The sequence below is a fragment of the Pectobacterium carotovorum genome, assembly GCF_900129615.1.
GTDB lineage: Bacteria > Pseudomonadota > Gammaproteobacteria > Enterobacterales > Enterobacteriaceae > Pectobacterium > Pectobacterium carotovorum.
On the sequence record NZ_FQWI01000005.1, the window covers coordinates 1 to 24,074 of the forward strand.

21 protein-coding genes are annotated in these 24,074 nt (G+C 51.0%); 9 read left to right on the plus strand and 12 right to left on the minus strand.

Annotation, left to right across the window (positions count from 1 at the left end; genetic code table 11):
- Nucleotides 1–291 precede the first annotated feature (291 nt).
- A complete protein-coding gene (locus BUB06_RS11335) occupies nucleotides 292–1,599 on the minus strand; it encodes a maltoporin (RefSeq protein WP_039471072.1) in 1,308 nt (435 codons plus the stop codon).
- A 483-nt stretch (nucleotides 1,600–2,082) separates the two neighbouring features.
- Nucleotides 2,083–3,093 carry an HTH-type transcriptional regulator GalR gene (gene galR / locus BUB06_RS11340; protein ID WP_029368336.1) on the minus strand — a complete coding sequence of 337 codons (1,011 nt, stop codon included), beginning with the start codon at nucleotides 3,091–3,093 and terminating at the stop codon, nucleotides 2,083–2,085.
- A gap of 464 nt (nucleotides 3,094–3,557) precedes the next feature.
- Here galR and galT point away from each other — a divergent pair, with 464 nt between their 5' ends.
- Together galT and galK are read left to right on the plus strand one after the other, a co-directional pair.
- Nucleotides 3,558–4,598 (plus strand): galactose-1-phosphate uridylyltransferase, encoded by a 1,041-nt coding sequence (gene galT / locus BUB06_RS11345; RefSeq protein ID WP_039471075.1) that lies wholly within the window; start codon nucleotides 3,558–3,560, stop codon nucleotides 4,596–4,598.
- Between the two features lie 9 nt (nucleotides 4,599–4,607).
- The gene (galK, locus tag BUB06_RS11350) at nucleotides 4,608–5,771 is read left to right on the plus strand and encodes a galactokinase (RefSeq protein WP_039471077.1); all 1,164 of its coding nucleotides are present in this window, start codon (nucleotides 4,608–4,610) and stop codon (nucleotides 5,769–5,771) included.
- A gap of 41 nt (nucleotides 5,772–5,812) precedes the next feature.
- On the opposite strand, the gene BUB06_RS11355 is transcribed toward galK, so the two are convergent.
- The 3 genes from BUB06_RS11355 to mgtE form a co-directional block, all read right to left on the minus strand.
- A complete protein-coding gene (locus tag BUB06_RS11355) occupies nucleotides 5,813–6,250 on the minus strand; it encodes a type II toxin-antitoxin system HicB family antitoxin (protein WP_039471078.1) in 438 nt (145 codons plus the stop codon).
- 164 nt (nucleotides 6,251–6,414) lie between these two features.
- Nucleotides 6,415–6,597: a type II toxin-antitoxin system HicA family toxin gene (locus BUB06_RS11360; protein WP_039471080.1), complete on the minus strand. Its 183-nt coding sequence runs from the start codon at nucleotides 6,595–6,597 to the stop codon at nucleotides 6,415–6,417.
- A 115-nt stretch (nucleotides 6,598–6,712) separates the two neighbouring features.
- Nucleotides 6,713–8,191 carry a magnesium transporter gene (gene mgtE, locus BUB06_RS11365; RefSeq protein ID WP_039471081.1) on the minus strand — a complete coding sequence of 493 codons (1,479 nt, stop codon included), beginning with the start codon at nucleotides 8,189–8,191 and terminating at the stop codon, nucleotides 6,713–6,715.
- 217 nt (nucleotides 8,192–8,408) lie between these two features.
- Between mgtE and BUB06_RS11370 the strand changes: the two genes are divergently transcribed.
- Nucleotides 8,409–8,858 (plus strand): MarR family winged helix-turn-helix transcriptional regulator, encoded by a 450-nt coding sequence (locus BUB06_RS11370; protein ID WP_010300970.1) that lies wholly within the window; start codon nucleotides 8,409–8,411, stop codon nucleotides 8,856–8,858.
- 186 nt (nucleotides 8,859–9,044) lie between these two features.
- Entirely contained in the window at nucleotides 9,045–9,470 is a 426-nt protein-coding gene (locus BUB06_RS11375) for an organic hydroperoxide resistance protein (RefSeq protein ID WP_010285606.1), read from the plus strand.
- Between the two features lie 290 nt (nucleotides 9,471–9,760).
- Here the strand turns inward: BUB06_RS11375 and BUB06_RS11380 are convergent, their stop codons facing one another.
- The 4 genes from BUB06_RS11380 to ppk1 form a co-directional block, all read right to left on the minus strand.
- Nucleotides 9,761–9,976, minus strand: a complete 216-nt coding sequence (locus BUB06_RS11380) for a YfgG family protein (RefSeq protein WP_010300967.1) — start codon at nucleotides 9,974–9,976, stop codon at nucleotides 9,761–9,763.
- Between the two features lie 234 nt (nucleotides 9,977–10,210).
- Nucleotides 10,211–10,399 (minus strand): YjfB family protein, encoded by a 189-nt coding sequence (locus BUB06_RS11385; RefSeq protein ID WP_039471083.1) that lies wholly within the window; start codon nucleotides 10,397–10,399, stop codon nucleotides 10,211–10,213.
- Between the two features lie 231 nt (nucleotides 10,400–10,630).
- Complete coding sequence (ppx, locus tag BUB06_RS11390) at nucleotides 10,631–12,166, minus strand: exopolyphosphatase (protein WP_039471085.1); 1,536 nt, start codon at nucleotides 12,164–12,166, stop codon at nucleotides 10,631–10,633.
- A complete protein-coding gene (gene ppk1 / locus BUB06_RS11395) occupies nucleotides 12,166–14,238 on the minus strand; it encodes a polyphosphate kinase 1 (RefSeq protein WP_010300957.1) in 2,073 nt (690 codons plus the stop codon). The genes ppx and ppk1 overlap by 1 nt, the downstream gene beginning before the upstream one ends.
- Before the next feature lie 217 nt (nucleotides 14,239–14,455).
- Here ppk1 and BUB06_RS11400 point away from each other — a divergent pair, with 217 nt between their 5' ends.
- From BUB06_RS11400 to BUB06_RS11420, 4 genes are all read left to right on the plus strand, one after another.
- Nucleotides 14,456–16,624 (plus strand): ABC transporter permease subunit, encoded by a 2,169-nt coding sequence (locus BUB06_RS11400; protein ID WP_039471086.1) that lies wholly within the window; start codon nucleotides 14,456–14,458, stop codon nucleotides 16,622–16,624.
- A complete protein-coding gene (gene pstA / locus BUB06_RS11405; RefSeq protein WP_039471088.1) occupies nucleotides 16,621–18,267 on the plus strand; it encodes a phosphate ABC transporter permease PstA in 1,647 nt (548 codons plus the stop codon). Before BUB06_RS11400 ends, pstA begins: the two co-directional genes overlap by 4 nt.
- A 15-nt stretch (nucleotides 18,268–18,282) precedes the next feature.
- Nucleotides 18,283–19,098 carry a phosphate ABC transporter ATP-binding protein PstB gene (gene pstB, locus BUB06_RS11410; RefSeq protein WP_039471090.1) on the plus strand — a complete coding sequence of 272 codons (816 nt, stop codon included), beginning with the start codon at nucleotides 18,283–18,285 and terminating at the stop codon, nucleotides 19,096–19,098.
- A gap of 233 nt (nucleotides 19,099–19,331) precedes the next feature.
- Complete coding sequence (locus tag BUB06_RS11420; RefSeq protein WP_039471094.1) at nucleotides 19,332–19,895, plus strand: YolA family protein; 564 nt, start codon at nucleotides 19,332–19,334, stop codon at nucleotides 19,893–19,895.
- A gap of 45 nt (nucleotides 19,896–19,940) precedes the next feature.
- On the opposite strand, the gene BUB06_RS11425 is transcribed toward BUB06_RS11420, so the two are convergent.
- A complete protein-coding gene (locus tag BUB06_RS11425; protein WP_039471096.1) occupies nucleotides 19,941–20,405 on the minus strand; it encodes a hypothetical protein in 465 nt (154 codons plus the stop codon).
- 389 nt (nucleotides 20,406–20,794) lie between these two features.
- Here BUB06_RS11425 and BUB06_RS11430 point away from each other — a divergent pair, with 389 nt between their 5' ends.
- Nucleotides 20,795–21,232, plus strand: coding sequence for a helix-turn-helix domain-containing protein (locus tag BUB06_RS11430; RefSeq protein ID WP_039471098.1), 438 nt, complete (start codon nucleotides 20,795–20,797; stop codon nucleotides 21,230–21,232).
- Nucleotides 21,233–21,323: 91 nt separating this feature from the next.
- Here BUB06_RS11430 and BUB06_RS11435 read toward each other — a convergent pair whose 3' ends face one another.
- The gene (locus tag BUB06_RS11435) at nucleotides 21,324–22,691 is read right to left on the minus strand and encodes an L-serine ammonia-lyase (RefSeq protein WP_039471100.1); all 1,368 of its coding nucleotides are present in this window, start codon (nucleotides 22,689–22,691) and stop codon (nucleotides 21,324–21,326) included.
- Nucleotides 22,692–22,758: 67 nt separating this feature from the next.
- Nucleotides 22,759–24,048, minus strand: a complete 1,290-nt coding sequence (locus tag BUB06_RS11440; RefSeq protein ID WP_039471103.1) for an HAAAP family serine/threonine permease — start codon at nucleotides 24,046–24,048, stop codon at nucleotides 22,759–22,761.
- Nucleotides 24,049–24,074 lie beyond the last annotated feature (26 nt).

Here is a 24,074-nt window from a genome sequence, read left to right on the forward strand (position 1 = left end):
ACTCAATCGCAAGGTTGATAGCCTTAGCGCGCCTTTGAAGCTCACTCTGTTTCATGTAGTGATAGCTAATCACTACGTGAGAAAGATACAAGCGCGCCTTGTCGGGCGTGTGGTGAAATCACAGATTTGCTCAGTAGTTAACACGCACGAAATTTTCGCACTACCACACAGGATGCAGTGAACGTTTTATAGCGGATACCATCCGCAACAGAAAAAGGCTTTCCGTAGAAAGCCTTTTGGGAAACGCCCGACGAGAATGATTGGCCCGTCGAGCTGAGGGTTAGTGCGGTATTACCACCAGGCTTCTGCCTGAATACCGAAGTTCACTGCGTTGCTGCGATCGTCGTTGAAGGTGTTGCGGTTTTCATTTCCACGGTTTTGGTAAGACACGAAGAAGCGTAGTTCCGGGCGTGTCAGCATAGGAATATCGGCACTGAAGGCGTGTGCCAGCGTGTATTTCTCACCACTGTATTTGGTTTCTGTACCCGCTTTCCAGCTATCGGTTTTCTGATACGCACCCACTTCCAGATAGGTTTTCTGGTTCTTGGTCCAGGCATATTGGCCGCGACCTACCGCAGACAATAATTCTGTACTGTCGCGCCAGCGGCTGATTTCATCCGCTTTACCGTAGGTCAGAACATGGCTAAGGGAAATAGTATCGGTAATTGGCAGGTCTCCGGCCTGAATGACGCGGTAGCCTTTGGCGCTGTCGTTGATGCTCCAGACGTCATACCAGCCGCCGCCCTGATCGACCATGTTGTGCGCCAGCCCTTTGTCGGCATATTGCAGCACCAGTTTCTGGTTGGATTTGAGGCCAGAGAAGTAGTGGCTGAGCTCACCCGTGATCATCATCGAGTTTTTAGGATCGAATTTTTGCCCTTCCGCGAGGAAGATATTTTTCTGCGTGTCCGCTTCATTTGGCATCGCGTAGGAGATACCGAACTCCGTCCACGCGCCGTCCCACGGCTTCCAGCCTGCATAGCGCGCATCCAGATAGTTGATATTCAGATCGTCGTAGGTGTCTATTCTTTTTTTACATTCGTCAGTATTGGCGTCGCAGCCTAAGTTAATTTTCATGTTTTCGGCATCGGCACGGATCCAGGCAAACGAGAACGCACCTTCGCCAGCCTTGACGTTTTCGATCCCAGCACCTGCACCAGAGATGTTCCAATATTTGGTATCGATGATGTGCAAGTCATGACGCTGATAGTAGCGTTTCCCCGCCCATACTGTGGCATCCGGCAGGCCTGGCACAAAGCCTTTTGCCTGAAGATTCAACTGGCGCAAACCAAACTCGGCATCGTCATTTTTTGTCGTTTCATTATCGTTCGAGCCGTTGGAGAACATGGAAATCATGCTATCGAAGTAAAACGTTTTCCCATTTTCGTTATACAGCTGCTGCCCTAATTGGATTTCGCCGTAGGTGTCATCTTCGTTACCTAATCTTCCTACATAGCTTTTATCGGCTGCCTGTTGTTTTCCGTGGTTTGAAGCCCCCACGCCAGAACGGAAGTACCCTGAAAAATCAACAGAATAAGAAGGGGTTGCCAGCATTGCCAAACTCAGCGCAATGGATGTTGTCAGCAGTTTTCTTTTCATAATATACCTTTCGCTTATTCGGGTAAGAATGTGGATGTTCCAAATAACATGACGTGAACGGAGGTAAAGCGTTTCCACTCATGGCGAAGGATTATGGGGGAATAAAATGGCGCGTGACATGATTGTTCTCACAAAATACAAAAGAGTTACACCAAAATTTACACTGATTTAACGATACTACAGACTGTCTTTAGGGTGTTTATCAGTATTTGTCTGATGTTATTCGCTATGTAATGAGGTGTAACTGGTTACACGTTTTACTTGCATGCATAAAATTTAGCATAAAATTTTTTTATGTCAGAATCGGTGGCGTTACATAAAAGGAGTGATGCGATGCCGAGTAGGAAACATTTTTGGAATAGAGGGAAAGGAGGTCAGTTAAAAGGAAAGCGCAAACAAGGGGGGTGAGGTCAGAAGGCAATGATGTCGCTTGCCTGATGCAAATGAGTATTGCGTCAGGCAAGCGACATTGGTGAAAGGCGACTACTTCTTACGGGCCGGGGGACTCACCGAATGGCGGCGTACCAGCGTCGGGCTAAACATATTCGTGGTTTCACTGAGCTGTTTACCGTGAGATAGCGCGATGGCTAATTCTGCGGCCTGAATTGCCATGGCGGAAACTGGATAGTGCACGGTGGTCAGGCGAGGGCGGAGGTAGCGAGCGATCAATACGTCATCAAACCCAATCACCGACATATCCTGCGGTACGCTGATGCTGTTATCACTCAGGACAGAAAGCGCGCCTGCGGCCATGGAATCGTTGTAACACACGACTGCCGTCATGTTGCCGCCCCGACTCAGGAGTTCCATCATGGCCGATTCGCCGCCCACCTCGTCTGGCGAGGCGCGGGCAATGAGACGTTCATCCCGTGCGATGCCGTGCTCTTGCAGCGCATCCACATAGCCTTGCAGGCGGTCGGCGGAGTCGGAAATTTGGTGATTAGAGCAGAGAAAACCGATCCGCTGATGTCCTTCCTGAATTAAATGACGTGTTGCCAGCCAGGAGCCGTAGCGATCGTCGAGTGCAACGCAGCGGTTTTCATAACCGGGTAAGGTGCGGTTGATGAGCACCATATCAGGAATGTGACTCATCAGCGCCGCCAGCTCCTCATCTGAAAGCATTTTTGCATGCACGATCAGCCCCGCGCAGCGGTGGCGAATTAGCTGCTCAATGGCTTTCTTTTCCTGCTCGGCATTGTGGTAGCCGTTACCAATCAGCAGGAAGTTTCCCGTTGCCTGAGCAATTTGTTCGACAGATTTAACCATCGTCCCGAAAAAGGGATCGGATACGTCTGCAACGACCAGCCCCATAGTCTCTGCACTTTGATGCGCGAGCGCTCTGGCATTGGCGTTCGGATGATATTGCAACTCCGCCATGGCCTTGTGTACGGCTTCCCTTGAGGCGGTACTGGCTTTGGGCGAGTTATTAATCACGCGCGAAACCGTAGCGACTGATACACCTGATAGACGAGCAACATCCTTTATTGTGGCCATTGGCATTCCTGAGCGGTCAAATGCGTGGTGAGGCGGACCGCAGCCTAACGCACACGTTAAAAGAAAAAATCGATTACTTATATTTATAAATGTACAGGTTTTTGGGGGATGTTACCTATCCGACCACCTTTCCTTTTTGATCCAGACCGTACTTATGTGATCGCTATCAACAATCATCGGTCATTTCTCTCTTCCAAAATACCATTCCGAGGTTTAAATTTAGGGTAACCGATTACACTTATGTGGTGGCTAAACGATAGCTGGCTATCTTTATTCAGCATTATTACAGCTATTTTATCCATGCCATATAGTGAAACTGATTACATTAAAGGGTTTTTCTGGCTGAGTTTACAGACAGACCTGATGCCTTTCCGAGATCTCTGACGGACTGTTAGCGCCATACAATGGGCTGCGGATGGTGCCGCAGTTGTACCGAATTTGTGTTTTGTATTGAGGAATAGCTTATGCAGTTTGAGCCAACTGAACATCCGCATCGCCGTTTTAACCCGCTGAAAGGCGAATGGATTCTGGTTTCTCCGCATCGCGCCAAGCGCCCCTGGCAGGGGCAGCAGGATGAACCGGATCGTGCCACACCGCCACCTTACGATCCGACCTGCTATCTGTGCGCGGGCAATAAACGCATTACTGGCGATATCAACCCGCACTATCAGGGCACCTTTGTTTTTACGAATGATTTTTCGGCTCTGATGGAGGACACGCCTGAGGCACCGTCGGGCGACGACGAGCTTTTCCGCGTGCAGCAAGCCCGTGGCGTCAGCCGTGTCATCTGTTTTTCCCCCGATCACAGTAAAAGTCTGCCACAGCTTTCGCTGCCAGCGCTGAAAGCGGTGATCGATACGTGGAGCGAGCAGACTGAAGAGTTGGGCAAGCGGTATCCGTGGGTTCAGGTCTTTGAGAATAAAGGGACGATGATGGGGTGCTCCAATCCCCATCCGCACGGGCAGGTTTGGGCTAACGATTTTCTGCCGAACGAAGTACAGCGTGAGGATGAGCAACAGCGAGACTATTTCTCCCGTCACGGCTCGCCGTTACTGCTGGACTACGTTCGCCGCGAGCAGGCTGACGGTTCGCGCATCGTGGTGGAAACGGAACACTGGTTGGCGGTTGTCCCTTACTGGGCGTCGTGGCCGTTTGAAACGCTGGTGCTTCCCAAGTTCGCCGTACAGCGGTTGCCACAGCTAAATGACATTCAACGTGACGATTTGGCGCTGCTCCTGAAAAAGTTGACCAGCCGTTACGACAATCTGTTCCAGTGTTCATTCCCCTATTCGATGGGGTGGCATGGCGCGCCGTTCAAGGGTGATGACATCGCACACTGGCAACTGCATGCCCATTTTTATCCCCCGTTATTACGTTCCGCCAGCGTGCGCAAATTTATGGTCGGCTATGAAATGTTGGCTGAGGCACAGCGTGATCTGACGGCAGAGCAGGCCGCTGAACGTTTACGCAGCGTGAGTGATATCCATTTTCGTGAGCAAATTTGAGGTCATTTTATGAGCCGTATTGATTCTCTACGTCAGTTAACCGAGTCTGTTTTTGTCCGATTATTTGGCTATGCGCCGCACGCGGCCGTTCAGGCTCCCGGCCGGGTCAACCTGATTGGTGAGCACACCGACTATAACGATGGTTTTGTCTTGCCTTGTGCTATCGATTACCAGACGGTGGTCAGCGCGGCGGTACGTCAGGATGGCATCGTGCGGGTGGTGGCGGTGGACTTTGACAACCAGCAGGATGAATTCGATCTCGCCAAAGAGATTGTGCCTCACCCGGACTACACCTGGGCGAACTATATCCGTGGAACGGTGAAGTTTTTGCAGGCACGTGGCCTGCCGCTCACCGGCATGGATATGGTGGTATCCGGTAATGTGCCTTCTGGCGCAGGACTAAGTTCATCGGCCTCGCTGGAAGTCGCTATCGGGCAGACGTTCAAAGAGCTGAATAATCTGGATATCAGCCAACTGGATGTGGCGTTGAACGGCCAGCAGGCGGAAAACGATTTTGTCGGCTGTAGCTGCGGCATTATGGATCAGTTTATTTCCGCTCAAGGACGTGTCGGTCAGGCGCTGTTGATCGACTGCCGTTCTCTGGAAGGGCGTTCTGTGCGTATGCTCGACGGCGTTGACGTGCTGATCGTGAATTCCAACGTGCGTCGTGGGCTGGTGGACAGCGAATACAATACACGTCGCCAGCAGTGTGAAGCCGCGGCGCGTCACTTTAACGTCAAGGCGCTGCGTGATGTTTCACTCGCACAGTTTGAAGCGGGAATCGAGGGGCTGGATCCAGTAGCGGTACGCCGTGCGCGACACGTTATTACCGAGAACCGCCGTACGCTGGAAGCGGCCGATGCGCTGGCGCGTCAGGATGCGCACCGTTTGTTTACGCTGATGACGGAATCGCATGTCTCCATGCGCGACGATTTTGAAATTACCGTGCCGCCGATCGATGCGCTGGTGGATCTGATTCAAGAGTATGTGGGTGAGCGGGGCGGTGTGCGTATGACCGGCGGCGGTTTCGGTGGCTGTATTGTTGCCCTTATCCCCTCTGCGCTGACGGATGAAGTCAAACAGGTGATCGAACGTGAATATCCGTCGCGCACCGGCCTTCAGCCGTCCATCTATCTGTGTCAGGCATCCGGCGGTGCAGGGCGTGTGAGTTAAGTTTAGGCTGGAAAAGGTGAGGGATACCTCACCTTTTCAATTTACTGTCGAGCCTGTGGGGAAATAGAAACATTAACGTCACGGTTAAGCTGGCGCAGAGCTAACTCTATCGTTTCAACTTTTGATGAATGTTCAACGTCCAAAAGGCGATCAATTTGCGGGCCTTTTTGGCCTAAGCGTCTGGCAAGTTCAGCTTTACGCGTTCCTGTTTCAATCATTGCATTATGTAATGCAGCCTTCATCGTCACTAATACTGGGATCGTGACAACGTGCTCTCCTGCTATTGGCGCGCTAGCGTAAGGAACAGGGCGGCGTTCTTCAATTTCGATGGCTATGGCGGTAACAATTCCGTCAACAGATTCCAGAAGGGCTGAGTCAACGGAGTCACCAACCGAGTTCATTAATGGCAAATCGCGGCAAGAAACCACGTATTGTCCGGTTGCTTCGTCGAGTTCCAGTTTTACGGGATAGTTGAACATACTTTTACCTCTAAATGGGGTTTCCCCCGATGTAACGAGAATCGCACTTACATAGATTATAGTGGTATCGACGTAATCATATTAGTGGTTCTTCTAACCAATTCGCTGAATTTACAGAAATTTTGGTATATGAGATAGCCAAATTATCTGGTAAGCCTTAAGTATCATAGTCCCAAATCTTTCATGATTTTCTTACGAAGAGGCTCAGGTATTTCTTTTGCGCCATGAAAAGGCAGAACGGATGCCTTTCCGTTTAATTTAACTTTAAGGTGGCTCCCACCTCCCGATGCTTTAGTGAATTCTGCTCCTTGTTGCAGAAGCCAGCGTCTGAATTCAGAATATTTCATTTGGCATCCCGCCACGTTGCTCAGTTTTCACCCTATAACTACACTAACTTATTTGTATAAAATGACAACTTATATGTTTATTAATGAATCATTAATGTTAATTCTAGCCCTTTTATCAAGGCAGCAGGAACAGCGTCGCCAGCCCAAGGAAGATAAAGAAACCGCCAGTATCGGTAATGGCCGTAATCATTACGCTGGAGCCGATGGCTGGATCGCGACCGAGTTTCATCATGACTAACGGGATAGCGACGCCCATCAGCGCGGCGAGCAGCAGGTTCAGCAGAATCGCCAGCATCATCACGCCCCCCATCGCGGCATTACCATAGAGCAGGAAGGTCACCACGCCCATGATCGTGCCCCATATCACCCCGTTGACCAGCGCAACGCCTAATTCTTTAAGCAGCAGGTACGATTTCTTGCCGTGTTCAAGCTGATGCAACGCCAGTGCACGCACAATCATGGTGATCGTCTGGTTGCCCGTATTCCCGCCGATGCCGGCGACAATCGGCATGAGCGTCGCCAGCGCGACCAAATGGGACAGCGTATGCTCGAACAGGCCGATGACCCGCGAGGCGATGAGCGCCGTACAAAGATTGATGGCCAGCCACGCCCAGCGATTGCGAAATGATTTATACACGGGCGCGTAGACGTCTTCAGAAGGTGTTAAGCCCCCTGAACGCCGCAGATTACTGTCGCTTTCCCGGTTCACGACGTCGAGGATATCCTCAATCGTCAGGCGTCCCATGAGTTTCCCTTTGCTATCGACTACGGCGCTGGAAATTAAATCGTAACGTTCAAAAGCCCCTGCGGCCTCTTCGACTTTATCTTCAGGCTGGAACCTCAACGGCTGATCGTCCATGACGTCAGTAACCAGAGCATTAGGCGAATGGAGCAGAATGCTGGCCAGCGACAGCTCGCCGATCAGCGTGTTCTTGCGATCGGTAACAAACAGTTTATCGGTGGAATTGGGGATCTTTTTGCGGTAGCGCAGATAGCGCTGTACGGCCGCGAGCGTGACATCGGCGCGCACGGTGATGAGTTTGAAATCCATCATGTGGCCAAGGCAGTCTTCATCATAATTGATGGCGGCGCGTAGCTGCGCGCGCTGCTTCGGCTCAAGCGACGTCAGTATTCTGCCCAACAGATGACGGGGGACGAGGCGAGACAGTTGAGCCTGCTCATCAACATCCAGTATCCGAACCGCTCTCAGGATTTCTTTGTCCTGCATATCGCCGATCAGATCGTCAGATATGCTGTCAGAGGCCTCAATCAATACGCGGCCGCGCTTCTCTATGGGGATAAGCCGCCAGAGCGCCAGCCGTTCATCCTGTGGTAAGGATTCCAGCAGGTCGGCAAGGTCAGCGGCATGCAGCCCGATGATAAGCTCGCTGATTTCTGCGGTTTGATCGAGCAGGATGCTTTTTTCGCGCAGCCTGATTTTGTTATTTAATGCAGCATTGTCGCCCAACGTTGCGTCATCGCCTGCTGTAACACGCGGTTGCCGGTTGATAATGTCTTCAACCAGTTCTTTGTTTTCCAACAGCAGAAGGGAGATGCGGCGACGGAGGTCGGTAAGTTTTTTTACACTCGACATAATGTTTTATGCTCGATCTGTTTTTTATCCGTGTTTTATTAAACGTAGCGCAAAATCAGTAGATTAAGAATAGGATTACTGGTGAATCGCCGTCTGAAAGGTGTGTGATAGTACCCAGACGGGTTTTTATGGAAAATTTTATCTAATGTATTATTAAATCGCTTGCTACTTAGTTTTTGGCGATATATAGTCAGTTCTAGAAACGTAACAAAGACCGATGGCAGAGACGATGAACGACAACGCTTACAAACTGGATGGACAGCTGTGCTTCGCACTGTATTCAGCCAATCTGGCGATGAATAAATTGTATCGTCGTTTGCTGTCTGAACTGAATCTGACCTATCCCCAATATCTGGTGATGCTGGTGCTGTGGGAGCGTGATGGTTTGACGGTGTCTGAGTTGGGCGAGCGTCTGTATCTCGATTCTGCCACGCTAACGCCGTTGCTCAAGCGGTTACAAAGCGCGGGTTTAGTGGTGCGTAATCGGGGAACGGAAGATGAGCGTCAGGTGCTGATCGGGTTAACCGAAGCAGGACGAGCACTTCAGCAACAGGCACGAGCGATTCCTGAAAGCGTGTTTTGCGCGACGGAATGTCATCTTGACCAGTTGCAGACGATCAAAAAAGATTTAGAGACGCTGCGTAAGAATCTGATTGGGCATCTTTGAAGATACTCGCGGTTGTCTTGAGCATCCGAAGCCTGTCAGACAGCGTCATATTTGCTAAGTAGTCCATGTCTAAGTGTTTTGTTTTAAGTAAATAAGTAGTGTGCGATTCTATTTTTCGCTATTTAATTAGACCTGAGCAGCATCTACACTGCCTTAGGTCATTCCCTAACTATCTGGAGTCACATTATGTCTATTGAAAAAGTATTATACGTTGCTCATGCTCAAGCTACCGGTGGCCGTGATGGTCGTGCGGTGTCTTCCGATAAAGCGGTTGATATTAAATTAACGACCCCACGTGAGCTGGGCGGCGCAGGCGGTGAAGGGACGAACCCAGAGCAGCTGTTTGCTGCGGGCTACTCTGCCTGCTTCCTTGGCGCGATGAAGTTTGTCGGTGCGCGTGAGAAAATTGCTGTCCCTGCTGATACCACGGTAAATGGTAGCGTAGGTATCGGTGCCATCCCGACAGGATTTGGTATTGAAGTCGAACTGAAAATTTCCCTGCCGGGTCTGGATCGCGCCGTGGCCGAAGATCTGGTGCAGAAAGCCCACATCGTTTGCCCATATTCCAATGCAACGCGCGGCAATATCGACGTGACCCTGACTATCGTCTAAGTCCGGTTTGAAGCAAGTTCATGATTGATGAACACGATTGATTAATGAACAAAATTGATTAATAAAAACGGTGGCTGCGAAGATTCGCACTGCCGTTTTTTTATGACGGATATCCTCGTCCGTCACCCTTCGGGCCGTTGCTGCGCAACGTTGAAAAACGTTCCCGACGTTTTTTTATTGGTACGGCATCATCTCAATAGGCAACGGGCGTGAATGACGGGCACGGGAATACGAGGGCAACAAAGCCTGATGAAGAAAAAAGAGAATATAAGGAACGGGTTGGTTAAGCGCTACTCTTTCTGATTAACGAGTACGTTGGCAGGAAGCAGTAATTGTTCAGCACGCTGCTGCTGTTTGTCTTGATGATGACCAAACGCGGTGATGGTGGAGTAGGCAAAGCGGCCTAAAAGAATAATGAAGCTGATGAGTAAAACGGCACGGGCGATCCGAGAACCACTTCGTCGCGGGCGTATCGATAATCGTCGTTTATGGGTAAGCGTGGACATTACCAGTTAATCCTCTGTGAAAGCGAACATTCGCTGTTGTTTATTTAGGCACAAGCAGTAGGGGAGGTCAATCTACCTCAGTGAAAAAGATGATGGTCGATCCGGTTTTCGCACGTTCGGTGCAAGGAGAGAGGGGGTAGAACCCCGCGCGAAGAGGAAAGGGCATAAGGGAAAAAGGGAATCAGTAAAAAACCCGCTCAAAAACGAATAAGCGGGTTGTGTGGTGCAAGGGGATTACGCCGTGGTATTGATGTTACGCCCAATCGCCGGATTTGCTGGCAGAGGTGGTAATGCCTGCAAAATACCTAAAGCAACAGACTCTTGGCTATCGAGCGCTTTTTTCAGTACAAGCGCACTGGCCTCACTGCTGGTACGCATGTTGCTGAGGTCGGTAGCGAGTGATGCAATCTGTGATACATCCATTTCACTCTCCTTAACACTGAGTTGGATTGATATCCGGTATGGAAAGGAAGCGCACCTTTCCGCCGAGGCTGCATGATGTTGGCGAAAATTCTCGCCAGCCATCATTTGGGTATCGGCCCCATCTCTGTAAACTTTACGTTAACCGGACTTCACCAGCCAGCTCAGTTGCACAATTTTGCGCCACGGTACTGTTCGGCGTAGGTTCGAGTTTTCACGTAATGTTTTAATCAATCAGGCTTTTTCTTCCTCAATCATCAGCTTCCAGCCAGTGACGTCCTGCCAATATTCCTGTTCCCGTTCCAAATCCAGCTGTACCAGCGTGTTATTGGTAAAGAAGTCGCGTGGGAACGTCAGCGTCCAGTAGTTGTCATCGGTATGCAGCCGTAACGATTCCGGCGTTGTTGTTGCCTGACGCTGGTTATTCAACAGCGTGGCAAGGCGCAAGAGTTGCATCATGGGTAAATACTGTTTCTTTTTGAACAGGTTCAACCGCGGCAGCTCTTCCAGTTTGATCGCTTTACGGTGCAATCGCACGATTAGGGACAGCACAAGCTGCTGTTCCTGATTGAAGCCGGGCAGATTGGTATTTTGCAGAATGTAAGCGGAATGACGGTGCATGCCACTATGGTTAATGCCTAATCCAACTTCATGCAGCATGGAAGCCCAGTTTAAGATGGCTTCGAGCTGTGGATGCACCAGATTAGGATTTTGCTCTGCCCATTGCGCGTAAAGCTGCTGTGTGGTTTCCCGCACGCGTCGTGCCTGCTCACGGTCGATATTGTAATGGGTCGCCAGACTCTGCGCGGTACGGATGCGAATGTCCTGATGGCGGAAACGCCCTTCCATTTCGTACAGCACGCCTTCGCGCAGCGCGCCATCGGACAGACGTAACTCTTTGATCGCCAACGCATCGAAAATACCACACAAAATAGCCAGACCGGGAACCAGCACCGACTGACGATCTTCGGACAGGCCCGGCAGACTCAGCGCTTTAAAGTGCTTAAACTGCAAGATCTGCGTGCGTAGCATTTCCAGCCGCTCGGGCGTAATCAGGCCGTCTTTTTCTCCCATCTCCACCAGAATTTCGTGCGTGGCCTTGATCGTTCCAGACGCGCCGAGGGCGAATTTCCAGCCGTATATGCGGTATTCCCAGGACAGCGTCTCCAGCTTTTGCGCCGCGGCCAGCCGGGCGCGCTTGAAGTTGGCTTCGCTGATTTCACCGTTCGGGAAAAACTGCTGTGCGAAACTGACGCACCCCATACGACGGCTTTCCACCAGCATCGGCTCGAAATCTTCACCGATGACCAGCTCTGTAGAACCGCCGCCGATATCGATGACCAGCTTGCGGCCTTTTTCCGGCTGCGTATGCTCCACGCCCATAAAAATCAGACGGGCTTCTTCATGGCCGGAAATGATCTCTATCGGATAGGGAATGATGTCCGCCGCGCGGCGCAAAAACTCCTGCGCGTTGACCGCCTGACGCAGCGCGTGCGTGCCGACGATGGACACGTTCATTGCGGGGAAGCCTTGTAGGCGTTCAGCAAACAGCGCCAGACAGCTCAGGCCGCGTTGAATAGCTTCTTCGCTGAGCACATTTTTGCTGTCCAGCCCGTCGGCCAGATGCACTCGCTGTTTTAAACGTCCCAATACCTGAAGCGCACCGTTTACCACGCGTGCGATCACCATGTGAAAACTATTGGAGCCCAGGTCGATAGCCGCGAACTCTTGCGGCTTTATCTCGGTTTTTTCATTGTTCGTTAACGGCATTATTCAGGCTTATCTCCAGGTTGCTCCAACGCCTTGATGTAGTCGTAAATGGCATTTTGCGCGCGTACTTTACGCTTGTTGCCGCGTGAGACATAGCGGTTGCTCGACTCTTTATCAATGACACGGGCTTTTACCGTATCGCTGAACAGAATATCCAGCGTTTCCAGTACGCGGTTTTTCAAAATGGGATCCAGGATTTCCACTGCGACTTCAATGCGATAATCAATGTTGCGTGTCATCCAGTCTGCGGAAGAGAGATAGACTTTCTTGTCCCCGCCGTTGTTGAAGACATACACCCGATCGTGTTCCAGATAGCGGTCAAGAATACTGATGACCTGAATATTTTCGCTGATCCCCGGTAAATTAGGAATCAGTGAACACATGCCACGTACCAGCAGATTGATTTTTACGCCCGCAGACGAAGCCTGATACAGCTTTTCCGCCAGCCCTTTATCCACCAGATTATTTACCTTAAGCGTAATGCCTGCATCACGATTCGCCAGCGCATTTTCGATCTCGGTATCGATCAATTGGTAAAGCTTGTCGCGGGAGTTTTGCGGTGACACCAGCAGGTGCTCGAAGCTGACCGGGCGGTAGGGGTTTTCAATGAAGTTGAAGACGCGACGGACTTCGTTGGTAATGCGTTCGTCGGCGGTCAACAGCGAGTAATCCGTATACAGGCGTGCGGTTTTCTCGTTGAAGTTGCCGGTGCCGATGTGCGCGTAACGCACGATGTTTTCCCCTTCGCGGCGGGAAATCAGGAACAGTTTGGCGTGAATCTTCAGCCCAGGCACTGAGAAAATGACGTGCACGCCCGCTTCCGTCAGGCGCTTAGCCCAATGGATGTTTGCCTCTTCGTCAAAGCGTGCCTGTAGCTCGACCACGACCGTCACTTTCTTGCCGTTGTGCGCCGCATGGATCATAGAAGTAATGATGCGCGAGTCTTTGGCGACGCGGTAAATATTGATTTTGATGGACAGCACGTTAGGGTCGAAAGAGGCTTGTCGCAGCAGTTCCAATACGTGTTCGAAGGTGTGGTACGGGTAATAGAGCAGAACGTCGCGCTCACGGATCGCATCAAATCCGTTACGAAAATGGTTGAACCCGGTGTGTCGCAGGCGCGGCAGGGGTTTGTTGACCAGATTGGCACGTCCGACGTTCGGGAAAGAGATAAAGTCTTTGAAATTGTGGTAGCGCCCGCCGGGGATGACGGAATCATAAGAAGAGATCCCCAGTTTCTCGAGTAGCATGGCGACCATCGCGTCCGGCATATCGCGCTGATAAACGAATCTCACCGGCTCGGCAGTCAGGCGTTGCTTCAGACTGGAAGACATCAGCTCCAGCAGACTGGATTCCATTTCCGTCACCAGATCGTATTCCGCATCGCGCGTCATCTTCATGGAGTACGCGTTCAGCGCATCATAATCAAAGAAGCCCTTGAAGATATCATCCAGACAGTAACGCAGAATGTTGTCGATGAGGATCATGGTTTTACGGCGGCGTGGCGCTTCCGCTGGCAGGTTGACGAAGCGCGGTATTTTATCCGAAGGAATTTCCAGCAGGGCGTAACTGATCTCATCGCCACGAATAATTTCGACGGCAAGATAGGTATAGTTATCCTTCAGGAACTCCACCAGATCGGTTTCGTCAAAGATCAGTATTGGCGTGATGTGCGGGCGCAGATATTGCCGGAAGTAATCTCTCAGCCACTCTTGCTGATTAGGGGAAACCTGACGTTCGTTGACCAGAAAAATCTGGTTACGCGCCATCTCCAGCAGCAGTTCGTTGTACAAGCTATCGAAAATTTGATCGGTTTTTAGTACGCGCGCCTGAATTTTGCCTAAAAGGTGTCGCAGATTGCCGTCCAGACCTTGCTCTTCATTAATCAGAATGCGTCTTTTCAAATCGGCAAAACGGACTTTATAAAATTCATCAAGGTTGCTGGAGTAAATGCCAAGAAAGCGCATGCGTTCGATTAACGGATTGCTTTTATCTGCTGCTTCCTGAAGTACTCGTTCATTAAAGGATAACCAACTTAATTCTTTCTCTATGTAGAGTTTGTCCTGACCCATTGTCACTCCGCTCAACTCATGTACTGAAGGTTCATCCAATATTCATACCCTTCCTCTGTGAGGATAGGGTACAACAACATTATGGCGTGTTGATGACGATAAAATCTAATTCATAGACAGACTTACCATTGTCATATTATGGGCGTAAAGGCAACATATGCTACCCGCAATACGTTAGCAACACGACTCTGGCGGCTTCACTCTAACGGCGAGAATAATGGTAAACACAGGCAACACATCACAGTATCGGGATCGTCGGCGAGCGTGGATCGACCGCTTGGTTCACCGCATTGTTGCGGGCAGTGGGCTGCTAGTGCTGGCTATGCTGTTGTTAATCTTCTTCTATCTACTGTATGTGGTGACGCCACTGTTCCTTTCCCCCACCGTTAACGGCCAAAAAACGGTGTCACGCCACGGTGCGGAGCCCTCGCTGGCGCTGGGGCTTAGCGATAACGGGCAAATCGGGTTTCGCATCGACAGTCAGGGATATGGCGAGTTTATTCCGTTTGCGGAAAACCAGCCTATGTCGCGTATTCAACTGGTGCCTGCGCTGAGTTTACTGGCGCAGAGTCAGGGGGAGCGACAGGTTTATGCCCTGAGCCAGCCTGATGGCCGTTTGGTTTTCGTGCAACCTGTTTTATCGCGTATGGAAAACCGTTCTCCAGGCTGGGATTATCCGCTGGGTGAGCAGGCGTATTCGCTTGGGTTACCTGCGCAGCCGCTGCGTTATCTGGCAGTGGCAGCAGTGGGTGAAAAGCATGCTGTTGTGGCGGCGATCGGACAGGAAAATGCCTTGATTATTGCCGATGTTGATAAAAATGGTGTGCGGCAACGGGCACAGATTACGCTTCCTGCGGGTACGGTTAGCCAACTACTGCTGACACCAGACGGACAGCAGGTGTATTTGCTCAGCGGTAAGACATTAACGCTGTGGCAGGTGGGGGCGAACGCGCTGACGCTGCGGGAAGAGCGACAGTTACAACTGGCGGAACCGCTGCATCTGGCGCTGTTGTCCGGTGGACGATCGCTGCTGGTGCAGGCTGCTGACGGGCGGATTAGCCAATGGTTTGAGGTTCCGGGCGAAAAGGGTGCGACGCTGACAGAGACGCGCCAGTTTCCGCACGTTGTGGGCGAATCGGTGTTGTTGGCAACGGAGGCGCAGCGACGAGTCTTTGCCACATTGAACGCACAGGGTGAACTGTCACTGTTTGCCAGTAAACAGTCTCATGCACTGCTGACGCAGACGCTACCGGCCCATGCACAAACGCTGGCGTTTTCGCCACGCGGTTCTGCCATCTTGGTTGAAACGGCGCAGGGCTGGCATCGCTATCAGGTTGATAACCCGTATCCCGATATTGGCTGGCGCGGGCTGTGGCAAAAGCTGTGGTACGAGAACTATCCGGAGCCTGCTTATATCTGGCAATCCACGTCTGCGGACGACAGCTATCAGGCCAAATTCAGCATGATGCCGCTGATGCTGGGCACGATGAAGGCAGCGATTTACGCCATGCTGTTTGCTACGCCGCTGGCGTTGTCCGCCGCGATTTATACCGCCTGCTTTATGTCGCCGACGCTGCGACGCTGGATTAAACCCACGCTGGAAATCATGGGCGCACTGCCGACGGTGGTTGTCGGCCTGATTGCGGCCATCTGGCTGGCCCCGCATTTTGCGACCTATCTGTCCGCGATTCTGGTCATGCCGATTTTATGGATGCTGGCCGTGCTTGGCTGCGGCTGGCTGATTGAGTGCCTGCCGACGCGCTGGCGCGTCCGTTTCCCTGCGGGCTGGGACGTGCTATTCCTCATCCCCACGATCTTGCTGACATTTGTGGTCGGCTGCTGGCTTGCGCCACGGATGGAGATCTGGGTGCTAGGGCAGCCGCTGTACCAGTGGTTAGGCGATGATTTTGTGCAGCGTAATACGCTGGTGGCGGGCGTTGCTCTTGGCTTCGCGCTGATCCCGCTGATTTTTTCGCTGGCGGAGGATGCGCTGTTCAGCGTACCGGCTCGTTTAAGTCAGGGATCGTTGGCGCTGGGGGCGACGGCGTGGCAAACCCTGTGGCGCGTTGTGCTGCCGTCCGCCAGCGCTGGGATTTTCGCCGCGTTGATGCTGAGTTTTGGTCGCGCCGTGGGGGAAACCATGATTGTGCTCATGGCGACGGGCAACACGCCGATTATGGATGAAGGCCTGCTTCAGGGTCTGCGTTCGCTGGCGGCGAATATCGCTATTGAAATGCCGGAAGCGGTGACGAACAGCGGTCACTATCGGGTGCTGTTCTTAACGGCATTAACGCTGTTTGTTTTCACGTTCATCGTGAACACGCTGGCTGAAACTATCCGGCAGCGCTTACGCCAACGCTACCGTGATGAAGGAGAAAACGCGTGAAGCGCTGGTTCCGTTCGGGAAGGCCTTGGGTGTGGCTGACCGCATCGTCAATTTCCATTAGCCTGCTGGCGATGCTGGCAATCATCGTGCTGCTGGCTGGGCAGGGCATGCGCTATCTGTGGCCGCAGCCCGTTTGGTTGCTGACGTTGCAGCCGGAACAAGGTGCGCAGCGTGCGCTGATAGGGGAAATTTATGCGGAGCAGACGCTTTCGTCCCAGCAGTTGGAACAGGCCGGTTTGTCCTCTTCGCCCGGGGACGCTGAAACCCGCTATTTGATCAAAATTGGCCAGCGTGAAATCTATGGGCAGAGTTTCCGCTCGCTGCTGTCGCGCGATATTGTCCGCTTTGATAGACCTGCCGATATTCTGGTGTTAAAGCGGACGAACAATGGCACGGCCTATGGCTATCTGTCTGGCATGCTGGAGGGTGAGCAGCCGCTGGTGGCGACGGATCTCCCTGCAACGTTGCAGCATCGCGTCGAGCAGGTGCAGGGGTTGCTGGCGAAGGCGCAGGCCATCCGCATGGGAGAGATGGCGAAGATCAACCAGCAGTTTGAGACGCTGCGGCTGGAAGAGAAAAAGCGGCAGCAGGCCAAGACGTTGGATAATCAGGCGTTAGCCCGTCTTCAGGCTGAGCGCATTGAACTGCAACGCCGCTTCGATGAGCTGTCGCGCCAGTTAACCTCACTTAATCTGGACATTAATCGAGATACCGTGCAGCTACGCGACGCAAACGGCAGCGTTCATCTTATCCCGCTCAGGGACATTGAACAGGCCTGGTTCCCTAATGCGATGAACCTGTGGGAAAAAGTCAGCCACTGGGGCGAGCAGGCGAAATTCATGCTGGTGCACTATTCGCCGGACAGCAACAGCGCTGGCCACCTTTTCCCCGCCATTTTTGGCACGGTGCTGATGGTGGTGCTGATGTCTATTGTCGTGATGCCGTTGGGTGTGATCGCCGCGGTTTATCTGCATGAGTACGCGGGGAAAAACAGCTTAACGCGCTGGGTGCGGATTGCCGTGGTCAATCTGGCGGGGGTGCCGTCCATTGTGTACGGCGTGTTCGGGTTAGGCTTTTTTGTTTATCTCATCGGCGGTACGCTGGATCAACTGTTCTATTCCGAGGCGCTGCCGAATCCGACGTTTGGGACGCCGGGGCTGTTGTGGGCGTCGCTGACGCTGGCACTGCTGACGCTACCGGTGGTGATTGTGGCGACGGAAGAAGGGCTGTCGCGCATTCCAATGTCTGTGCGCCACGGTTCACTGGCGTTGGGGGCTACCAAAGCCGAAACGCTGTGGCATGTTGTGCTGCCGATGGCGGTTCCCGCGATGATGACGGGCTTGATCCTCGCTGTGGCGCGTGCCGCGGGGGAAACCGCGCCGCTGATGTTGGTCGGCGTGGTGAAGTCGGTGCCGGTTTTACCGGTTGATGACATTTTCCCTTATCTGCATCTTGAGCGAAAATTTATGCATCTGGGATTCCAAATCTACGATCTGGCGTTCCAAAGCCCAGATGTGGAAGCGGCAAGGCCGCTGGTGTACATCACCGCACTGCTGCTGGTGTTGATTGTTGTTGGATTGAACCTTGCAGCGATTGGGATTCGCCATGTTCTGCGTGAGAAATACCGTTCGTTATCACTCTGAAAGTAGGATGAAGTTATGGGATTTATGACACAAAAGGAGATGGCACCGCTGCCTGATGTTCATCAACTGAGTGATGAGCAGACGACGTTAACCGTGGAACATCTGAATCTTTACTATGGCGACAAGCAGGCACTGAACGATATTTCGATTCGTATTCCGAAGAATCAGGTGACGGCGCTGATTGGCCCGTCGGGCTGTGGCAAATCCACGCTGTTACGCTGCTTTAATCGTATGAACGATCTGGTGGATGACTGTCGCACCGAAGGTGATATCTGGCTGAATGGAATGCCTGTCAACGACCCGCAGTTGGATGTTGCCACGTTGCGCCGTCGGGTGGGTATGGTTTTTCAACGACCGAATCCGTTTCCCAAGTCGATCTATGAAAATGTGATTTATGGCCTGAGATTACAGGGGCTACGCGATCGCCGCTTTCTGGATGATGCCGTTGAGCGCGCGCTACGTGCGGCGGCACTGTGGCATGAGGTAAAGGATCGTCTGAGCGACAACGCGCTAACGCTATCCAGCGGCCAGCAGCAGCGTTTAGTGATCGCCCGAGCGATCGCCATTGAACCGGAAGTGTTGTTGCTGGATGAGCCGACCTCCGCGCTCGATCCCATTTCGACGCTGGTTGTCGAGGAACTGATGGGAACGCTAAAGCAACATTTCACGCTGGTGCTGGTGACGCACAACATGCAGCAGGCGGCTCGCGTGTCGGATTACACCGCGTTTATCAATCAGGGCAAACTGATCGAATACAATCGTACGGACGATCTATTTACCTCTCCGACTCAGCGCCGCACAGAGGATTATATTACTGGGCGTTTTGGTTAGAACCGTACTTAAATAATAGAATGCAATATCATTTCTATGCGTATCATTTTATTATGAATGGTAATGATATTGCGAATATTTTTAAACTTTTCATAAAAATAAATAACCGATTAATTATTATTTTTTTTAATTTAAAAGTTTTTGTTTTTTGTGATTTAATTACTGAAAAAAATGAAATTTTGATTCATAGTTTATATGCAGCGATTGGCTGTATTTAAATGGAATTACTCAGGATGAGAAAGAAAATATATATTGGCGTTGCATTCAGTATGTTGGTTAGTGTGATGTTTCCGGCTTATTCTCAGGCTCAGGAAGAGCCAGTGGCGGAGGTAATTACAGCATTCGACTCTCCCCTTCTGGAGAACCCAACATCTGCAAATGAATCCTCTTCTCAGGACTATAAGCCTCTTCGTGCGCCAGCGCCTGCATTGAGTTCTGTCTATGTCTATGCTGTGGCATCAACACAGAATGGTGGAGCCTGGGAATATATTGGCCCAAATAAACTTGCGACAACTCAGGATCATGGCGGAGCGCAACTGCGAATTGCAGTGCTGGAAGTGGGCTATGGTAATAACCGCTTTGGTTGGGTGAATGGTACGCAAAAGAGTCCCTATCAGGTTAATGGCGTCTGTGTCGTCGGTGGTTATTATACCGAGTCATGCCCTGCAGGTTCGACTTATGTGGGATGGATGGCTTATTTCAATGGCGATGGCATGCAGTCAGGTCCTTTCCGCTATCAATCTACTTCGATTAATGCACCTTTTAGAACGCTTAGCACTTCACTGAATATTCGATAACACCGCATTCTCAGCAGGTTCTCTTAAAAGAGGACCTGCTTTTCATTATGCCTTCACGCTAATCGGCATGTAACTAAGTTGTGCTAGCTTATCTAATACTGATTTCTGCTGTTCTGCATGTAAGTGCTCGCCGCGTGATAGCGAACCGCTTATCCCATTTTTTAGCATTTGGATAAAATTGATTTTCTGGTTGGGATCGGCGGGGGCGACATCGTCAATTGGAGGATGCAAAATGAGCAGCGCCGCCATACCGATTTCCAGACTTTCTTCAAATGACATATCGCCGGAGGCGGTGAGATCTTTTGTCGCGTCAATCGCTTCCTGTGGTGTCATATTGGAAAAATCATAACGTTTGCTTGACTGGATCGTTGAGGGGGTATTGGCAGCAACAGAATTGACGCTTGATTTTGACGTGTTGCCAGCGAGTGAAAATACGTTTTCCGCAGGTTCTTTACGGTTCACCGAGGGGGCTGAGTAGTTAGCGATACCATTAAGGCTTGTAATGCTCATTATGGAAGTTCCTTTCCTGTGAGAGTGAAATTTAATAGTAGAGCGTTGTTATGCAGTGCAATCGTGTGAATATAGAATAAAGTTTACCTTAGTTAATGTATTTGTCTTCTTTTTATTCAGGAAACAATGAGTTATTTTTTAACTCATTGTTTTTGTTTTGTTATTTAAATAACATCTCTTTTTGATTTCTAATTAGTGGTTTTAATTATTATATTGTTTAATTGTTTCGATTAAATATAACCCGTATCTACGACAAGCCTGATGGGATGTCTATGGTATCATCAAACCATAAAAAAATTATGGATACCGTTCATCAATTGTCCGTGCCATTTGAAAAATTGATGATAAAATGCGCGCAAATTTTTTAACTCTGGCAAGTGGTGGGTAAGATGAAATTCAGTACCATGAACGAAGGCGAAATTATTACCGAGCTGTGCCGGAGAATAAAAGACGCCAGAATTCAACAACGTTTATCGCAGGTCGATCTTGCTGAACGGGCAGGGCTGGGAATCGCAACGATCAAGCGTGCGGAAATGGGCGAATCCATTACGCTAAGCAGCCTGCTCTCCATTCTGCGCGGATTAAATCGTTTACATCAGATTGAAGGCGTGCTCTTCGATGCTGAAGTGGAATCCTTCCATGCGCAGATCAGCGGTGAGAAAAAACAGACGCCGCTGCGTATCAGAAAGAAAGCCGCGACCTTTCCTGCCAAAGCACTCACCAAGCATGAAAATATCAAGAAACCGGCTAACAGCACGGTAGATTGGTATATCGCGGCGGCTGAAAACAACATTGTCTGGTCGCTGCCTGAAAGCGATAAAAAATAAAGGGCTAATGCGAAACCATACACATTAACCCCTGATTTTCGCGTTAATCTGCCGAGCATTTAATGCGACAAGGCGTATCCCCTGCTATTTCTTACTCACACAGCACAACTTTAATGGCCAATCCCCCGCGAGACGTTTCACGGTACTTGGCGTTCATGTCTTTGCCGGTTTCATACATGGTTTCAATGACCTTATCCAGTGATACACGTGGCTCGCTGGTGCGGCGCATCGCCATTCTGGCGGCGTTGATCGCCTTCACGGAGGCAATAGCGTTGCGTTCAATGCACGGTACCTGAACCTGACCCGCGACTGGGTCGCATGTCAGCCCCAGATTATGCTCCATACCAATTTCCGCCGCGATGCATACCTGTTCAGGGCTCGCGCCAAGTAGTTCAGCCAGACCTGCTGCGGCCATCGAACAGGCCACGCCGACTTCTCCCTGACAGCCCACTTCTGCACCGGAAATCGAGGCGTTCATTTTGTAGAGCATGCCGATAGCGCCGGATGCCAGAAAGTAGCGTAGGTAAGATTCTGGGGTGACGGATTGAACGTAGCGATCGTAATAGGCCAGCACGGCAGGAATAATGCCACACGCACCGTTCGTTGGTGCGGTGACGACGCGTCCGCCAGCCGCATTTTCTTCCGACACGGCCATCGCGAACATGTTCACCCAGTCCATCGCATCCATCGGGTCGTTAGAAAAACGATCGTTGATGAACAGCAGGCGATGCAGCGCTGATGCCCGGCGCGGAACGCGCAATGGGCCGGGCAATACGCCTTCCGTATTCATGCCGCGATGCATGCAGTCCTGCATGGTTTTCCATACGTCGGCAAAATAGTGCTCAAGCGCTTCCCGACCATGCATCGCAATCTCGTTTTTCAGGACGATAGCGGATAAAGACAGGCAGTGATCGTGACAGTGTTGCAGCAGTTTCTGGGCAGAAAAGAACGGGTAGGGCGCACTTTCTTCGGCCAGATTGGGTTTGCCGAAATTTTCCTGATCGACGACGAATCCGCCTCCGATGGAGTAATACGTTTTGCTATAGACCAACTCTTGCTGGTTATAGGCGCGAATGATCATGCCGTTTTCATGCAGCGGCAGATTCTCTGGTTGGAAACGCAGGGAGGATTCCAGCGGGAAGCTGACCTCATACTGACCGTTAAGCATCGGCAGGCGCTGAGTGTCTTTCACTTGTTGAATAAACGCCGGAATACTATCGATATTTACGCTATCTGGCAGGTTACCCGCGAGCCCCATAATGATGGCGATATCGGTGTGGTGTCCTTTCCCCGTCAGGGAAAGTGAGCCGTAAATATCAACGACAATACGTGTCACCGATGAGATAAGCGCGCGGTTCACCAGATCGTCAGTGAACATTTTACCCGCTTTCATCGGGCCGACGGTATGAGAACTGGACGGGCCGATGCCGATTTTGAAGATATCAAATACGCTGACCATAGCGATTTCCTTGAAAAAAAACGCCGGTCGTTAAACAACGTGCCGGCGTTAAATTAGGGTGGGGGGATTACAGCAGTTCGCTCAGGCTGTAAACGATAGCGGAAATCGCGATCAGTCCCATCAGGGTGACAAAGACGTTGCTGATCTGGCCGCTGTATTTCTTCATTGCTGGGACTTTCTGGATGGCGTACATCGGCATCAGGAACAGCAGGCACGCGATAATCGGGCCGCCCAACGTTTCGATCATCCCCAGAATGCTTGGGTTCAGCGTCGCAACAATCCAGGTGGTGATCAGCATGAACAGCGCAGTGATGCGGTTCAATTTGGTGTTGGAAATGGTTTTGCCTCGGCTGCGCAGGGATTTCACGATCATGCCGTTAAAGCCTTCGCCCGCACCCAGATAGTGACCCAGGAACGATTTAGAGATCGCGATGGTGGCAATAACCGGCGCCAGATAGCCGATTACCGGGTTGTTAAAGTGGTTCGCCAGATAGGACAGAATAGAAATGTTCTGTGCTTTCGCTTCCATCAGCTCAGCCGGAGAAAGGCTCAGTACACAGCTGAAGACGAAGAACATCACGGTCAGCACCATCATGATGTGGCTGTAAGACAGAATGCGTGAGCATTTTTGCTCGGCGTCATCGCCATATTCTTTACGTTTGGCAACGGCGAAAGAAGAGATGATTGGTGAGTGATTGAAGGAGAAAACCATCACCGGAATAGCCAACCATAATGTCGCCAACAGACCGTTGCCCGTTACGCTGGAACTCAAAGAAATGTTTTCAAAAACAGAGGTATTCCAGTTTGGAATTAAATAAAGCGCCAGCAACATCAGCACAGCAACGAATGGGTAAACCAGAATACTCATTGCCTTCACGATCATCGCTTCACCGAAGCGGACAATAAACATTAATCCGAGGATCAATATTAATGACAGCAGCGCACGTGGCGGAGAAGGCAAATGCAATTGGTGAGTAATAAAGCTATCTACCGTATTGGTGATGGCGACGCTATAAACTAATAGGATCGGATAAATAGCGAAAAAATAAAGCAAAGTGATTAATTTACCTGCACCAACGCCGAAATGTTCTTCAACGACTTCGGTAATATCTTCACCACCTTTCTTGCCGGATAATACAAAGCGGCATAAGGCACGGTGAGAATAATATGTCATCGGGAAGGCAATCAGTGCCATGATAATTAACGGAATTAACCCACCAATACCAGCATTGATAGGTAAGAATAACACGCCAGCGCCGATGGCCGTGCCATAGAGGCCCAGCATCCAGACGGTGTCGCTTTTACGCCATCCTGAAGCCTGTTCTAACACCTGGCTGCTATCTTGAATGGTGCTCATATACTGATCTCTCCTCGGTGAACATA